The 18,855-nt window shown below is 58.2% G+C and carries 1 protein-coding gene; it reads right to left on the reverse strand.

All coding sequences use genetic code 11. The features are described from left to right. Nucleotides 1–995: 995 nt before the first annotated feature. Nucleotides 996–17,636, reverse strand: coding sequence for an SdrD B-like domain-containing protein (locus CAUR_RS21700; RefSeq protein ID WP_278043625.1), 16,641 nt, complete (start codon nt 17,634–17,636; stop codon nt 996–998). Nucleotides 17,637–18,855: the final 1,219 nt, after the last annotated feature.

Consider the following 18,855-nt stretch of genomic DNA (forward strand, 5'->3'; position numbering starts at 1 on the left):
GATAGTCAAAAAATTGCCTGAAAAACGCTTGCCTTCCGTGGCAGGAGAAGCACATCTTGCAACCACCAGACATTGGTTAAGCCGCCGGATGATCTTCCTCTGCACCCCAGCCCACAGGCTATGTTTCGATGTAAACGTTGGGTACGTGCCCATATATTGCGCTGAACGGTCATACCGGCAAATCTGACGAATCTGGGCATTGCTGCCCGGTACCGCCGGTTCCCGATCTCAGCGGGGGCCTTTCATTACCCACAATCCTGTAGTCACCCGCTGCGCTCTTCATCAGGGACTATCCCAGCGTGCGCTCCCCCTGGCACCACCGCATGGCACCAGCCCTATCGTGATGCCGAAGCTATCCAGTTATACGCCCATTACTACAAGGATCAACGAGGGTAGTCAGAATGACACAGTGGTGACAGACGGGGATGGCTTGCCAGGTAGGGCAGGACCAGACGCTTTCCAGGCAGGCGCTCATCCCCGTCATGGGCGCTGCTGCACCCTGATCAGGTATCACCGGCTGCCAGTCGGCTACGATTGTCATCCTGTGGATAACGGTAGCATCCCGTACCGGCATTGGTAGGGGCGCACGGCCGTGCGCCCCTACCGGGTGCGGTCAGGTTGATCCCTGCTGGCCTATGACATGACCGATGCATCATACTGACTACCTGGCAACATATTGGTAATGAAAAGACGCAATCCGTGGAGATCTCTGCCACAATACAGATGGGCGGGTTCCGTAGGGGCGGGTTTTGAACCCGCCCCTACGGACGGTGCATATGCCCGCTCACATTGCCATACGCGGGATACAACAAACGAGGGGATGGCGAAAGGAATATGCCCTGGATCGTGTACTACGCATTGGATGGTATCAGATTTGCACTATACGTACTCCGCAGACATTTCCTCGCCTGACACCCAAAAACCAAATGCCTCGCCCCACGCCATTGTGCGGCAAGGCATTTGGTTCCAACGAACAATGCCGGCAAGGCTACCGGCTAGCGCTGAATAATTGGCACCAGTACCCGATAGGTAAACTGCACTGCCGGACTGCTCAGCATAAACTCGTGGCGGTCACCGTCGACTTCTACTTCGACCAGCCAGTAGTGGTAGCTCACGTTGGGCTGTGCTGTGCGATCAAACCACTGATAGCTCGCCCCACTACCAGCACTGCCCTGGGCCGGGATTGGTGTGCTCAGAATGGGTGTTGCATCAGCGCGATTTCCGGTGCTGCTCCGCAGCAGCAGGAAACCAAGCGTATCACGCTCGCTACCCGTGACCCAACGCAGTAATACGCCATTCGCCTGACGCTCAGCGGTGAAGCTGAGGAGCGTGATTGCCGTTGGCGGTGCCGGCTGGTGAATGCCAGCCCACCAGCTCAGATCGGTCTGCCCATAACCGAGCGTGAAGACCTGCGTGCGCTGGGTATCTGGATCGACATCACTGTCGCGACCGCTATCACCACCCTGGCCCGACGGGCTAAACACCCATCCGTTCGGCAAACTGAACGTCAGGTAGTAGTCACCCGGCGGCAGATTGGTGAATAGATACGCACCATTGCTGTCAGTCACGACCGTCTGCACTAGCGTACCATCAGCCCGGTAGAGACTGACCGTAATGCCACTTACGCCGGTCTCTCCCGAATCGGCAATCCCATTCGCATTGATGTCATGCCAGACCCGATTACCCAACGTAGCCGGCAGGAAGATACCGGCGTCCCAGGTCAGGTCAACCTCACCTGACTCCAGCACAGTGGCGTTCATCGCACCGGTATCCGGGTCAGCATCAGAGTCGAGTGCGTTGTTGCTACCCTGGTTGGCAACAGTGACGACATACCCAGCCGGCACCTGCACCGTCACCGTGTACGTGCCCGGCGCGAGATCGTCAAACCGGTAGAAGCCATTGCTGTCGGTAGTAGCGGTCAGGTTCACCACTGTACCAGCGCCGGTCGTGCCGTTCAACAACACGGTAACATTCGCCACTCCCGACTCTGTGCCGTCCTGTACCCCGTCGCCATCGGTGTCTTCCCAGACGAAGTTGCCGATGCTGGCCGGACGATAGAGACCGGCGTCCCAGCTCAGATCGACTTCGCCCGACTCCAGCACCGTAGCGTTCATCGCACCGGTGTTCGGGTCAGCATCCGAGTCGAGCGCGTCGTTGCTGCCCTGATCGGCGGCAGTGAAGACGTAACCGGCGGGTGGAGCTACCGTGATCGTATAGTTCCCCGGCAGCAAGTTCTCGAACCGGTACACACCATCAATATCCGTTACGACCGACACATCTACGCTATTGCCATCGCTATCCGTACCGGTCAGCCGCACGGTGACGCCTGCGATCCCTGATTCGCCACCATCCTGCACCCCGTTACCGTTACGATCTTCCCATACCAGATTCCCGATGCTGGCCGGCAGTATGAGACCGGTATCCCAGTCCAGGTTCTCGCTGCCGCTCTGCAGGGTGAAGGTGGTGGTAGCCCCATTTCCTGGATCAGCATCCGAGTCTGATGCATCATCACCACCTCGATCCGGATAGGTGAAGCGAGCACCACCTGACAGATCACTGAAGACCAGGTAGTAATCACCCGGCGGCACATTCTCGAACAGGTAGAAGCCGTCGTCGTCTGTACGCTGGGTTGCGACCATTACATCGTCGGACGTACCGGCAATACCATCATCCCCGACGTCGTAGAGCGTGACCAGAACGTTGGCAACGCCCGGTTCGGTGCTCTCATAGATGCCGTTCCCGTTCAAATCATTCCAGACCAGATCGCCAACCGTTGCCGGACGGAAGATACCGAAATCGACCGTCAGGTTGCTGTTGCGGTCATCACCATCAACCGCCGTATCTGGTTCGCCATCAGGTCGGAGCGTGATCAGGCTACTCACGATGTTGAAGCTGGAGTCAACATCGCTCTGCCGCGTGCCATTGTCGTCATTATCGAGATCACCGTTCGCCGCTACGCCCGGCTCATACGGCCCACCGCTCAGCGAACGTGCGCCGGTACTGCTGCGATAGTTGAACCACGGCGAGTCGGCCTCAAATTGCCGGCCCGGTAACACGACAATGTAGTCACCCTGGGGCAGATTGGTGAAGCGATACACCCCATTGCCATCGGTGACGGTGGATGCCACCTCTTGATCAGATGCATCCCACGTCCCGTTGCTGTTACTATCGCGGTAGAGGCGGACTTGCACACCACCAACACCGCTCTCGCCACTATCAACAACCCCATTGTTGTTGGTATCTTCCCAAACCAGATTGCCCAGACTGAGCAGCGGGTAAACACCGGCATCACGGTTTGTATCGGACTGACCACTGAGCAGGGCGAAGACATCTGTCTCACCGTTGGTTGCGGTCACATCGCTATCAGTGGTGTCATCACCGCTGCTATCTGCCGGACTGAATGTCAACCCAGACGGAATGTCCGTGAAGCGCAAGCGATACTCACCGGGCGGCAAGTTGGTGAAGCTGTACGAGCCGTCTGCCGCCGTCGTGGTCGAACCGACCGTTGAGCCATCGGCCCGGTAGAGCGTAACCGTCACGTTCTCAATTCCGCTCTCACCCACATCCTGCACGCCGTTGCCGTTGCGATCAAGCCAGACGAGATCACCCACGCTGGTTAACTGATACACCCCCGCATCCCAGCGCTCATCAACCTGCCCGCTGACCAGGGTGAAGGTGGTGGTTTGACCGGTGCTTTGGCTGGCATCCGAGTCCGCCGCGTCATCCCCACCCTGATCGGCAGCGGTGAAGACGTAGCCGGACGGCAGGTTGCTGAAGACCAGGTAGTACTCACCGGGCGGCAGGTTGGTGAAGCTGTACGAGCCGTCTGCCGCCGTCGTGGTCGAACCGACCGGCGAGCCATCGGCCCGGTAGAGCGTGACCGTCACGTTGCCGATCCCGCTCTCACCCGTATCCTGCACGCCGTCGCCATCCGTGTCTTCCCACACGAAGTTGCCGATGCTGGCTGGCCGGTAGAGACCGGCGTCCCAGATCAGGTCAACTTCGCCCGACTCTAGCACTGTGGCGCTCATCTCACCGGTAGCTGGATTGGCGTCGGAGTCGCGGGCATCGTCACTGCCCTGGTTGTCAGTAGTGAAGACATACCCACCCGGCGACTGCACCGCCACTGTGTACGTGCCCGGTGCAAGGTTGTCAAACCGGTAGAAGCCATCGCTGTCAGTAGTCGTGGTCAGGTTCACCACCGTCCCGATACCGGTGGTACCCGTCAGTTGCACCTCGACGCCTTCAATACCTGGCTCACCCGCATCCTGCACGCCGTTCCCGTTGATGTCTTCCCACACGAAGTTGCCGATGCTGGCTGCACCGAAGAGGCCGGCGTCCCAGCTTACGTCCTCCTCGCCGGAGACAAGCGTCGTGGCCGACATCACGCCACTGCTATTTGCATCAGAGTCGCGGCTGTCATCACCACCCTGATCAGCAGCAGTAAAGCCATCGCCTGCCGGTGCGGTGACCGTAATCGTGTACGTGCCCGGTGCGAGGTTGGTAAAGCGGTAGAGACCATCGCCATCGGTCGTGGTGGTTTGGGCCACAACCGCGCCAGCACCGGTCGTACCGCTCAACTGCACGGTGACGTTCGCCACACCCGGCTCACCGCTATCCTGGATACCATTGCCGTTGGTATCGCGCCAGACCCGGTCACCGATGCTGGCCGGTCGGTAAAGACCGGCATCCCAGGTCAGGTCGACCTCACCCGACTCCAGCTCCGTGGCGCTCATAACGCCAGTATTCGGGTCAGCGTCCGAGTCGCGGGCATCGTCACCACCCTGGTCGGTGGCAGTAACAGCATACCCAGCCGATGCCTGCACCATCACTGTGTACGTGCCCGGTGCGAGGTTGTCAAACCGGTAGAAGCCATCGCTGTCAGTGATAGCGGTCAGGGTCACAGCGGCACCAGCGCCGGTCGTCCCGTTCAACCGCACGGTGACGTTCGCCACACCCGACTCTGTGCCATCCTGTACCCCGTCGCCATCGGTATCTTCCCAGACGAAGTTGCCGATGCTGGCCGGCTGATACGCCCCGGCATCCCAGCGTTCATCAACCTGCCCGCTGACCAGGGTGAAGGTGGCGGTTTGACCGGTGCTTTGGCTGGCATCCGAGTCCGCCGCGTCATCACCACCCTGATCGGCAGCGGTGAAGACGTAGCCAGACGGCAGGTTGCTGAAGACCAGGTAGTACTCACCGGGCGGCAGGTTGGTGAAGCTGTACGAGCCGTCTGCCGCCGTCGTGGTCGAACCGACCATTGAGCCATCGGCCCGGTAGAGCGTGACCGTCACGTTGCCGATCCCGCTCTCACCCGTATCCTGCACGCCATTGCCGTTGACATCGTGCCAGACGACGTTGCCAACGCTGGCCGGCTGGTAGAGACCCATATCCCAGGTCGGATCATTATCACCCGACGCGAGCGTGATAACCGTCGTCTGCCGTGAGATCGGATTCACATCGCTATCGATAGTGTTGTCGCTGCCCTGATCCTGTGGGCTGATGTTGTAACCGGCCGGCAGGTTGAAGAGCAGGTAATAGCTCCCCGGTCTTAAGCCGCTGAAGCTGTAATTACCACTGCTGTCAGTGGATGTCGCCGCGACGAAGACATCATCACCACCACCGATAACACCATCCGGTCCAACACTGTAGATTGCGACAGCAACACTCTGAATGCCCGACTCGCCAGTATCTTGCAACCCGTTGCCGTTGGAGTCGAGCCAGACCCGATCACCAACACTGGCCGGACGGTAGAGACCGGCGTCCCAGGTCAGATCGACTTCGCCCGACGTTAGCACGGTAGCGCTCATCGCACCGGTCGTCGGATCGGCGTCCGAGTCGAGTCCATCGTCACTACCCTGGTTGGCGGCAGTAAAGGCATACCCAGTCGGCAATTGCACTGTCACCGTATACGTGCCCGGTGCGAGGTTGTTAAACCGGTAGAAGCCATTGCTGTCGGTGGTAGTGGTCAGGTTCACAACCGTACCAGCGCCGGTCGTGCCATTCAACAGCACAGTGACATTCGCCACACCTGGCTCGCCACTATCCTGCACTCCATCCCCATCCGTGTCTTCCCACACGAAGTTGCCGATGCTGACGCGGTTGAAGACCCCCATATCCCAGGACGGGTCATTATCACCCGCAGCGAGCGTGATCAGCGGCGTCTGGCGGGTTACCGGGTCAACATCGCTGTCAGCAGCGTTATCGCTGCCCTGATCTTGCGGACTGACATCGCTGTACCCGGTGGGTTGGGCGAAGATCAGGTAGTAATTGCCGGGCAGAAGATGGCTGAAGCCATACACCCCACTCCCATCAGTGCTGGTTGTCGCCACCAGTGCATCGTCGCCACCGCCAATAGCATTGTCAGGGCCGGCACTGAACAACTGCACACTTACCCCACCGATGCCCGATTCGCCGGTATCCTGAATACCATCGGCATCCTGATCGTGCCAGACCCGATCACCAAGGCGGGCATGACGGAAGAAGCCGAAATCAACCGTCAGATTGCCGTTATCGCCATCGCCGTCAGTGGTTGGTTCAGTACTGCGTGCGAGCGTGACCGGTGCGCTGTCAACGTTGCCGCTACCACTGGTAGTACCGTTGTCATCGTTGTCGATGTTGCTATCGGGATCGGGGGCCGGTTCGTAGGAGCCGGTAGCCGATCCATTGGTACCGGTGCTCGACACAAAACCGGCCAGCGGCTGACCAGCACCAAACTGGCTGGCCGGAATGCGCACAATGTAGTTCCCCTCAATCAAATCGCTGAAGGTGTAGAGACCGCCACTCGCTGTTGTAGTGAATGCAACAAATTCACCTGCATCAACCTGGTTATTGCCGTTGCTGTCCAGGTAGAGTTCGATGCGCACACCATCAATCCCGGCCTCGCCGCTATCGCGTTGGCCGTTGTTGTTCACATCGTGCCAGACCAGATTGCCCAGCGTGAGTGGCTCGAAGAAACCGAAATCGAGCGTCAGATTGCCGTTCGCACCATCACCATCAGTGGTTGGCTCGACCGACGGATTGAGCGAGATGACCCCGCTGACCACACCGTTACTGGTGTCGGTACCGTTATCATCGTTGTCACTGTTGTTGTCCGGATCACCAGCCGGTTCATACGGCCCGGTCGCAGCACCATTGCTGCCGGTGCTCGAGCGATGGCGGTAGAGCGGTTGTCCAATGGCAAAATTGCTATCCGGGATGACGACGATGTAGTTCCCCTGCTCTAAACCGGTAAAGGAGTAGTTACCGGTTGCATCAGTTGTGGTTGATGCCACAAACTCACCCGCATCAGGTTGACCGTTATTGTTGCTATCGCGGTAGAGATCAACCTGAACACCACTGATCCCACTCTCACCTCCATCAACCAGACCGTTATCGTTGCTGTCGTACCAGACCAGACTCCCCAACGTCAGGCGGGGGTACAATCCCAAATCCCAGCTCAAATCGTTATTGTTCGTGAGCACGATGTTGGCAGTTCGCAGCGAGGATGGATCAACATCCGAGTCGACGGTATTATCACCACCCTGACCCAGCGGACTGATTGCGTACTGCGCCGGTATGTCGCTAAAGGCCAGGTAGTAGGTACCAGCAATTAGACGGTCGAAGAGGTAGCTGGTCGCGGCTGCTACCGACGTGCGCGTAATAGGCTGGATGCCGGGCGTGTTTGGATCACCGTCAAGCGGCTGACCGGTTGTGGCATTGTAGATGGTGATCGTAACACCCGCAATATAGGTTGTTTCGCCCGTTTCGCGTATTCCATTCCCATTGACATCGAGCCAGACCTGATCGCCAATCCGGGCATCATCAAACAGGCCGAAGTCAATCGTGAGATTGCTGTTGGCATCAGCAGCCGGATTGGTTACTCCAGCCGGCATCACTGCATCCGGTTCGCCGGTAGGCATTAAGCCGACACGCACGGTGAAGACCGGACTACGCTCATTATTGCCGGTCGCAGTACCGTTATCATCGTTATCCACCGTGCTGCTATCAGGATCAAGTCCCGGTTCGTAGGGACCACTGGCACTACCATTGACCCCAGTACTTGAGACGTTACTTGCATCCGAGACAACTTCTACGGCGTAATTACCACCATCGCGCAGACCACCAAACAGGTAACGTCCACCGTTGCTGGTTGTGATGGTGGCGACCGCAGTTGTTTCACTGCCACTGATTACACCGTCATTATTAGCATCGTAGAGCAAGTTTACCGTTCTACCATTAGCATAGCCACCATTGATATCTCCAGCATCAAAGACACCGTTGTTATTGAGATCGATCCAGACCCGGTTACCGATGGTCAGGCTGTAGAAGCCGAAATCGACGGTCAAATTGGTATTGCTATCGCCATCTTCACCGGTTGGTTCACCGTCAAGACCAAGGGTGACTGCGGTGCTGCGTACCAGATCCGTCGCCGCACCGGTCACTACACCCACATTTGGCCCGATCCCGTTATCATCGTTATCGATATCGCCATCGGGATCGTTAGCAGTATCGGTCGCATTGCCATTATCACTGCTGCGGTAGAAGCGCAGTGCGCCACCGGTACCAAAATTGCTTGCCGGAATGACCACCAGATAATCGCCGGGGACAAGGTCGGTGAAGCGATAGTCTCCACCACCACCGGTCGTGGTGGTCGCAACCAGCGTATCGGTGCCGGCATCGTAGCTACCGTTCGCATTCGTATCACGGTAGAGCTGGACGGTTACACCATCAATCCCGGCCTCGCCGCTATCGCGTTGGCCGTTGTTGTTCACATCGTGCCAGACCAGATTGCCCAGCGTCAGCGGGCGGAAGAAGCCGAAGTCAACGGTCAGATTGCCGTTATTGCCATCGCCATCGCCTGTTGGCTCATCTTGTGAGCGCAGGGTGATCAAGGCCGAGCGAACAGCCCCACTGCCATCGGTGGTACCGTTGTCATCGTTATCAACGTTGTTGTCAGGATCAGGTGCTGCCTCGTAAGGACCGGTCGCAGAGCCGTTGGTGCCGGTGCTGGAACGGAAGGCCGGCTGATTACCACTCGGCCCAAGCGCAGTGCCACCTGCGAAATTACTGGCCGGAATCTCAACCAGATAATTCCCCGGATCGAGATCGGTGAAGTTGTAGAAGCCACCACCGGCAGAGGTCGTTGTGGCAATTGGGGTTTCTTCACTACCGTCAATGATCCCGTTTCGATCTGCGTCGTAGTAGAGATCGACAACCACCCCATCAATGCCACTCTCGCCACTATCGAGCAGACCGTTATTGTTGACGTCGTTCCAGACCTGATTGCCCAGGTTCACTCGCTGGTACAAACCAGCATCCCAGCTTAGATCACTCTCGCCGGCGACCAGGTTTGTCACGATGGTCTGACCGCTGGTGCGATCAGGATCGCTATCGGCGGTATCATTGCCACCTTGATCCTGCGGACTACGGACATAGTCGGTCGGCAGGTCAAAGACGAGATAGTAGTTGCCAGGAATGAGATAATCAAATCCGTAACTGCCATCAGCAGCCGTGGTTGTGGTCGCAATGAGCGTGTTGCTGGCATCGTAGAGCCGTACCGTCACGCCACCGATGCCTGTCTCATCACCACCATCCTGCACACCGTCGGCATCGCGGTCGAACCAGACCAGATTACCGATGCTTGCCGGACGGAAAAGGCCGAAGTCAACCGTCAGATTGCTGTTTTCGTTACGCGCCGGATCGGTGATGCTGCCCGGCAACGGATCGCTCTCGGCGGTTGGTTCACTATTGGGGGCCAGCCGCACAATGGTGCTGCGCACAACACCGCCGCTGCGGGTACCGTTATCATCGCTGTCGGTAGTGTTGGTATCGGCGTCAGGTGCCGGTTCATAAGCCCCGGTCGCACTGCCGTTCGTACCCGTGCTCGACACATAGCCTGCCGGCAGAACGACTTCTACCAGGTAGTTACCCTGCACCAGACCGCTGAAGAGATAGTAACCACCATTTGCGGTTGTCGTAGTAGCAACCGGCGTCGTTTCACCGCTATCACTGACATCACCATCACCATTGAGGTCACGGTAGAGGCGCACGGTCACGCCATTGATCCCGGTCTCGCTGCCGTTGATCTGACCGTTGTTATCGGTATCTTCCCAAACCCGGTTGCCCAACGAGAGGAGCTGGTAGAGACCGGCGTCCCAGGTCGGATCATTCTCACCAGATTCGAGATCAATGGTTGTTGTCGTAGCCGTTGCCGCAGTTCCTGTCGGCACGTCCGAATCGGTGGCGTCGGTTGCTGCCGTGGCATCCCCAACCGTGAAGCCATATCCGTTCGGGCGAGTGAAGCGCACACGATAGAGACCGGGTTGCAGATCGGTAAAGCCGTAGCCACTGCTCCCATTGGTGGTCGTTGTTGCCAGTGTATCGTCGGCAGTTCCGAAGGTACGGTCACGTCCGGCACCGATCAACTCAACGGTGACATTCGCAAAGCCTGGCTCACCTGTCTCCTGGACGCCATCACCATCCAGGTCTTCCCAGACGAAATCACCCAAACTGGCCGGAATCACCAGGCCGGCATCCCAACTCAGATCGCTTTCACCCGAATCGAGGGTAGTGGCGATCATTGCGCCGGCGTTATCGGCATCGCTATCGTTGTTGTCCGTTGCGCCGGCCACCTCGGTCGCCGTAATATCGCGATACGTGAACCGTTCGCCGGTTGGCGCAGTAACCGTTATCTGATAGCTCCCCGGTGCCAGATTGGTGAAGCTGTAGATACCACCGCCGCCTGTCGTGATCGTCAGGCTCACCGGGCTACCACTGCCGGTCGTACCGGTGAGAGTTACGGTTACACCATCAATCCCACTCTCACCACTATCCTGCACGCCATTGCCGTTGGTATCGCGCCAGACAAAGTTGCCGATGCTGGCGGGACGGTAGAGACCGGCATCCCAGCTCAGATCGCTCTCACCCGATTCGAGCGTGGTTGTAGCCATGACGCCTGATGCGTTGGTATCAGAGTCACCTGTATCATCACCCTGATTGGCAGCAGTAAAAACATACCCGGCCGGTGCGCTGACACTCACCGTGTAGGTACCGGGCACGAGATTGGCGAACAGATAAATGCCGTTGCTATCGGTTTGTGTCGTCAACGAGACGGGGTCACCTGCACCGGTGGTACCGTTTAGGGTCACGGTCACATTCGCCAGTACCGGCTCACCGGCATCCTGGCGACCGTTCCCATTGCGATCTTCCCAGACAAAATTGCCGATTTCAGCCGGTTGATACAGACCTAAATCGTATTGCGGATTGTTACCCGAAACCGGCGTGAACGGTGCCGTCTCGAAACTACTGTTGGCATCACTATCGAGCTGATCATCGCTACCCTGGTCTTGTGGACTGCGCAGATAACCGGTTGGAATCTCGCTAAAGCGAATACGGTACGTCCCAGGGAAGAGATTGGTGAACTGGTAGAGACCATTGCTATCGGTGAAGGTGTAATCGAGTACGGTGCCATCGCTATCACGCAGCAATTCGACGCGCACCCCAGGGATACCGGTGGTTTCATCAATATCCTGTACCCCATCGGCATCACGATCAAGCCAGACGCGATCACCGACGGTGATGGTCTCGAAGATACCGGCATCAACGGTGAGATTCGCATCGCCCGAATTCAAACGCACAATTCCTGTGCGCCCATCGAGCGGATTGGCATCGCTATCAGCAGTATCGTCACCACCCTGATCGACGCGGGTAAATGATCGATTGGCCGGTAGATTGCTGAAGACGACATAGTATTCGCCGGGTGACAGATTGGTGAAGAGATATTCGCCATTGGCATCGGTCGTCTGCGTAGCAACCAGTGTCCCGTCGAGCGCAAAGAGCCGCACGGTCACTCCGCTTACACCACTCTCGCCTGGGTCTTGCACTCCGTCAACATCGGCATCAAACCAGACCCGATTACCCAGGCTGGCCGGGTTCAACACACCCATATCCAGCGTGCGGTTGGATGTGCTGGAGAGCAGTTCGACAATTGGCGTGCGCCGGTTGGCATCAACATCGCTGTCGGTCTCGTCGGTGGCAACCACGGCATCGCGCGGGCTGAGCAGGCTGTAACCGGAAGCCGCACCGAAGGCGACGAAATACCGTCCGGGTTGGAGATTACTGAAGAGGTATTCGCCGATGCCATCGGTTGTGGCTGAAGCAACCAGCACATCATCGGCTGTGCCGGCCTGTCCATCATTGCCCGGCTGGTACAACTCTACCGGCACGTTGGCTACTCCCGGCTCGCCACCATCCTGACGGCCATTGCCATTTATATCGTGCCAGACCCGATCACCGATACTGGCCAACTGATAGAGGCCGAGATCCCAGCGCAGATCGTTCTCACCGGCGCTCAACGTCGTCGCTACGGTCAGGAACGTCGTCGGATCGGCATCGGAGTCGGCATTATCATTCCCGCCCTGATCCTGGGGGCTGATGATAAAGCTGGCCGGTACCACAAACCGCAGGTAATAGTCGCCAGCAAGCAAGTTCTCAAAGCGGTAGAAGCCATCAACATCGGTCACCGTGGTATTGAGCGGGTTGCCTGCGCTGTCGTAAAGCACAACCTGCACCCCCGGAACACCGGTTGTTTCACTCGCATCTTGAATACCGTTGGCATTCAGATCGAGCCAGACCCGATCACCGATACTGGCCGTCGGCACAATACCGAAGTCCCAGGTTGGATCATTCTCGCCTGGATCGAGGGTCGTAGTTGCCGTCTGGCGTGTAATGGGATCGGCATCGCTGTCAAGCGTATCATCGCTCCCCTGATTCTGTGGACTGGCCCGATAACCGCCAGGCAGGCTGAACTCCACGTAGTAGTCGGCAGGGATCAGATTGGTAAAGCTGTAGAAGCCACTGCTATTCGTGGTGGTGGTGGCTACCGGTACACTGCTGCCCGGACGGTAGAGCCGAACCTGCACCCCACCTACACCCGGCTCACCGGTGTCCTGAATACCATTGTTATTGGTATCACTCCAGACGCGATCACCGATGGATGCGAAGACAAACAGCCCCATATCCCAGTTGGGATCGTTCTCACCCGGCGTCAGCTCAATGATAGCGGTGCGACGGGTGGTGAGATCGGCATCGCTGTCAACTGTATCATCGCTGCCCTGATCGGTAGGCGATACGGCAAAACCGGCTGGTGGCGACCCAAACGCGACAAAGTAGCGACCGGGCGGCAGATTGGTGAAGCCATAATTGCCATTGCTGTCAGTCGTTGTGGTAGCAACCAGCTCATCGTCGGTAGTACCCGCCACGTTATCGTAACCGGGCCGATAGAGCTGTACCTGCACCCCACTCACACCCGGCTCGCCGGCGTCCTGAATACCGTCGTAATCAAGATCATTCCAGACCCGATCACCCAGACTGGCCGGTGTCGCGACCAGACCGGCATCCCAGCTCAGATCGGTCTGGTTTGCAGCAAGCGTAATGACCGGCGTCAAACCGGCATTGTTAACGTCACTGTCCAGATCATTATTCGCACCCTGATCGGCAGTCGTGAAGCTGTATCCGGCAGGCAGATTGCTGAAGCGCACCTGATAGGTACCGGCAGCCAACCCGCTGAAGCCGTACCGACCGACGCCATCGGTCACCGTGATGGTTGGTTGCACACCGGATGTTGTCGGATCGCTATCAATAGGATTGCCACTGCCATCGAGTAGCTCAACCGTCACACCGGCAACCCCTGGTTCACCGGCATCCTGGATACCATTGCTATTCGTATCAAACCAGACCCGATCACCGAGTGCAGCGCCATTCACAAAACCAAAATCGAGGGTCTGGTTACCGTTGGTACCATCGCCATCATCGGTCGGCTCGCCGTTGATCGTGAGGGTAATCGGCTGTGAGCGAACGGTTGCACCAAACAGCGCACCATTGTCATCGTGATCGACATTGGTATCGGGATCAGGGGCCGGATCATTCCCACTGCTCGAACGCATGCCGAAGAGAGCGCCACCCGGTGCAAAGTTGTCATCGTCAATCACCACAATATAGTCGCCGGCCACCAGATTCGTGAACTGATAATAACCGGCTTCACCGCTAACTGTTGCCGTGGTTGAGCTACCGACATACTCACCGGCATCGGGCTGACCATTGCTGTTGACATCACGGAAGAGACTCAGACGAACCCCGTTGATGCCGGCTTCACCGTTCAAAGGCTCGTAGCGACCATCATTATCGCGGTCATGCCAGACCCGATTGCCCAACGCGAGCGTACCCGCCGGCACGAGCAAACCGGCATCGCGGCTACGGTCGAACTGATTGGTCACCAGGGTAAAGACATCTGTACGTCCAGTCGTCGGATTCGCATCAGAGTCGAGTTGATCATTACTGCCACTATCGGCAGTCGTAAAGTTCAGACCGGCAGGCAATACAAACTCAACGTAATAATTGCCGGCGCTTAAGCCACTGAAGAGATAGTAGCCGGGATTACCGAGCAGGTCGTCAGCCGTGACAGTTGTATCAACCAACGTACCACTCGCTGTGTAGAGCCGTACCGTAATCCCATTCACACCATCGCCAGACGGCTCGTCTTGCACACCGTTGCCGTTGCGATCAATCCAGACATAATTCCCGACTGCCGTGTCGTTGATCAAACCGACATCCCAGGTGTCATCATTTTCACCGGAGATAAGGGTTGTCACTGCGCTATAGCGCGTTGTCAGGTTAATATCTGAATCGCGGCTATCATCGCCACCCTGATCAGGAGTGGTCAAGCTGTATCCAGCCGGAGGAGTGACGCGAATATAGTAATCACCGGGTGGAATGTCTGTGGGATCAGAGAAGAGATAATAACCGGGGTTTCCATCATTATCCGGGCCAGAGATGGTAAAGCCTACCCAGCGATCACCAGTGCTCGGCCCGGCAACGCCGTCGGAATCCTGGTAGAAGTCAATCCGTGCCCCGTTGACCCCGACCTCGCCGGTGTCCTGCACACCATTCAGATTCGCGTCCAGCCAGACGTAGTTCCCATACGATGGCGGAATAACCGGCCCTCGCTCAATACCCACCCGTGGCGGTTCAGCCGCCAGCAACGGATTCCCATTGATGTCAAAAGCGCGATAGCCGAACGTATTCCAGGCAATCTCGCCCGGCGTACCGCCCAGCGGTGCGCGCATCGGCCAGGTGATGACAATTGAGTCTTGCGGATAGAGTACACGACTGCCGAAATCAATCCGCACCGACCGCACGGTCGTTATGTCCGATGGTAGCACAGTTGACCACTGAGGATCGACACACCCCGGTGCATCAATTGGATCACCATTCGCATCGGTGAGACCGAGATCGGGATTACGGCAGGGGTTGTTGGTCGTGCTGTAATAGACGGTTGCGCCGTCGGGCACCACAATCGGGCCGGCCAGATAGGGTTGCCACTGGCTATCACGCGGATCGTTGAAGCGGACGACACCGACATCACCGACCCACGGCAGAATATCGATGAGCACCAGATTGGTCAACGGCACTGAATTGGTATTGGTGATAATGAGTCGATAGTCAGCCATGCCACCGGGTGTGGTCAAACCGGTATCGGGATCGCGCGTCCACTCAGTATCGAGCTGACCGAGCACCCACTTCGCCGAACTGGCATTCGCAGCCGCCGCCAGGCTCAGGCTGGTAATTGATGATGAACAGAGCAGCTCGGTAATATTGCCATCGCCATCAAAATCGTTGCTATCGGGGTTTTGCTGACTGCACCGATCAATAAAGATTTCACCGGCAGGATTGGCAAAACTGGCCAGCGATGCCGTATTGTTGATGGTACCGGCCTGAGTTGCCGGATCGATCCGGGCCTCGAATCTTAACGTAAACGACGCATTCGGCGGCAGACTGTAGCTATCCCAGCGCCAGCGCAGCAAAGTACGACCGGTACCATTAAAATCCTCGATCACTTCGAGTACCGGATCGGGGGCACCCGCCGGACGAGAAACGACCGTTGCACTCCCCGGCACATAGATCAGAGCCGGCACCAGCAGATCGGCCAGCATCGGATTGATCAGAGCGGCAGCCGGACTACCAACTGCGGTATTCGCCAGCGTAATCGTATAGATGACGGTATCACCCGCATACGCCACCGCCGGACTCACCGACTTGGCGACTTCGGCGCGAGCACCCGGTTCGATGATGCGCGTGCGTGCCTCATCGGTACGAGTCGCTGTAAACCCATTGTAGGTAAAGGTACTGGTAGCCTGATTAACGACCACCCCGTTGATCGGACTGGCAGTGACCACAGCACTGAAGTTATGTCCAGTTGCACTAAAACCAAACGGCAATGGATCGAGGTAGCGCCAGCGGATCGCCGTAATCTGCTCACCTGCCCCCAGCGTCAGAGTCGTACAGCCACCACCGGTATTGGGCGCGATATTCACACAGCTTGTGGTCGTGAATGGGCTTCCGGGTACAGCAGTGAAGGTAGGATTGAGATTCGTAGTGTACTCCAGCTCAACCCGTACCCCGGCAATATTGCCACCGGCAGCGGTTATCCGGGTCACCTGCAACTCTGGTGGTACCGGATCGGTCACCACGACATCATTTAATGGCGTAGTACCCGTATTGATCGTGTTGAAGGTGTAGGTCACCGTATCGCCAACCAATGCCGTGGTAGGGCCATTCTTGGTGAAACCATAACCGGGCGTGGGCGGTTGGATTCGGCGCACATCGTCATCGGTAAGCGTGATCGTCACCGAACCGGCCTGGGCTGTCACATCCATCACGTTCCGCACTTCCGTGCCGACGGTGAAGGTAGCAGACGGAAAGATCACCGTCACCGTGCGCGTTGCACACAGGCTACCCGGCACTGTCAGACTGGTCGGCGGCCAGGTAACGGTGTTGGTGGCACCGTTGAAGGTACCACCATCGGAAGCACTGACAAACGTAACGCCGGTCGGCAGAGTATCGGTAATCTGGACATTAGTCAGGTTCAATGCACCAGAACCGTTATTGGGGATACATACCTGAAGTTGATAGGTTGTTGGCACATCAGGAGCACCACCGGAGACAAAGGTCTTGGTGGCGACCGCGTTCGGTTCAGCACGGGCGGTTATCGTCAGCGGGTTCGAGAGATCGGGTGGCGCGGTTGTCGAGCGCATCTCGGCCCGGAGCGTAGCCGTAGTACCATCGGGCGTGCTGCCGGCAGGGAAACGCACCCGTAATTCCAGCCGACCACTGTCACCGGCGGCTAATGGTGCATTGAACGTCCAGGTGACGGTACGGGTGGCAGGGTTGTACGACGGCGACGTTCCGGCACCCAGCGCCTGCACGTCACCGACACCACCGGCCAGGGTTGGCGGCAACACCACCGTCACCGTGGCATTCTCACAGGGTGTGTTCAGCACACTCGAACAGCTATAGTCAACATTGATGACCGACCAGTCACCGCTGTTAACAACGGGAAAATTGGTACTGAGCGTTACATCAGTCGTGGCATTAGCCAAAGCGACATCCGGGCGCAGCCCTGCCAACACCACGGTAAGGATCAGCAACAGGCTAAGCAGCGTGCGACGAGCGGCAACGATGTTCTGGCGCAACATAGGTTCAACCTCAAGTAATAATACGTGCATGACCCGGCAACACCGAAGTGCGACCGAAAAGCCGTAACGAAGTATATCGGCAGCACGAACCAGAGCATTACCATTTGATGTGGTCTGAAGCACAGCGTCTCTCTTTTGTGGGGAAAACGGTTTGTATCTGGTAGCCTGGATGGAGTATCACCACAGAGGCACGGAGGGCACAGAGGCAATTTATCTTCAGTCTTTGCCGTGCATCACTGCTGATGTCACCCACCAGTGTTCTTCAGCCTGGTGATGGAATAGCTCGCTCCAGGGGTAGACTCCCGCCCACGCTTGTCCATCGCCTGGGCCACGTCGGGGCAGGCTGGAAGCCAGCTCGACGATCCGCACCACCGATCAATCGCATTCAGTTGAGCTTGACAGACGTGCTCTGCACACCGTCATCCCCGTGACCAGCAGGAAAACCGCTACAACCCGCGTCTGATCAGCAGCGCGGCTGGCGCGGCAGCGTGGCTGCCGCAGTGTGCAGAGCGGAAACGCTGGTTCTGCCCATTCGTGCTCAAAACAATCACAGGGTTGATGCGTGCCGGAGGCGTGCGTTCCCAGGTATCTCGGGCGGTGCGCGCTGGAGGCGCGCGTTCCCAGGTATCTCGGTCGGTGTGCGCCGGAGGCGTGCGCTCCCAGGTATCTCAGTCGGTACGCGCCGGAGGCGCGCGCTCCCAGGTATCTCAGTCGGTGCGCGCCGGAGGCGTGCGCTCCCAGGTATCTCGGTCGGTGCGCACTGGAGATGCGCGTTCCCAGGTATCTCGGTCGGTGTGCGCCGGAGGCGTGCGCTCCCAGGTATCTCGGTCGGTGCGCGCTGGAGGTGCGCGTTTCCAGGGGAATTCAGTCGGTGTGCGCCGGAGGCGTGCGCTCCCAGGTATCTCGGTCGGTGCACGCCGGAGGCGCGCGTTCCCAGGTATCTCGGTCAGTACGCGCCGGAGGCGCGCGCTCCCAGGTATCTCAGTCGGTGCGCGCTGGAGGCGTGCGCTCCCAGGTATCTCAGTCGGTGCGCGCTGGAGGCGTGCGCTCCCAGGTATCTCAGTCGGTGCGCGCTGGAGGCGTGCGCTCCCAGGTATCTCAGTCGGTGCGCGCCGGAGGCGTGCGCTCCCAGGTATCTCGGTCGGTGCGCGCTGGAGGTGCGCGTTTCCAGGGGAATTCAGTCGGTGTGCGCCGGAGGCGTGCGCTCCCAGGTATCTCGGTCGGTGCACGCCGGAGGCGCGCGTTCCCAGGTATCTCGGTCGGTGCGCGCTGGAGGCGTGCGCTCCCAGGTATCTCGGTCAGTACGCGCCGGAGGCGTGCGCTCCCAGGTATCTCGGTCAGT

The sequence above is a fragment of the Chloroflexus aurantiacus J-10-fl genome (assembly GCF_000018865.1).
GTDB classification, from domain to species: Bacteria; Chloroflexota; Chloroflexia; order Chloroflexales; family Chloroflexaceae; genus Chloroflexus; species Chloroflexus aurantiacus.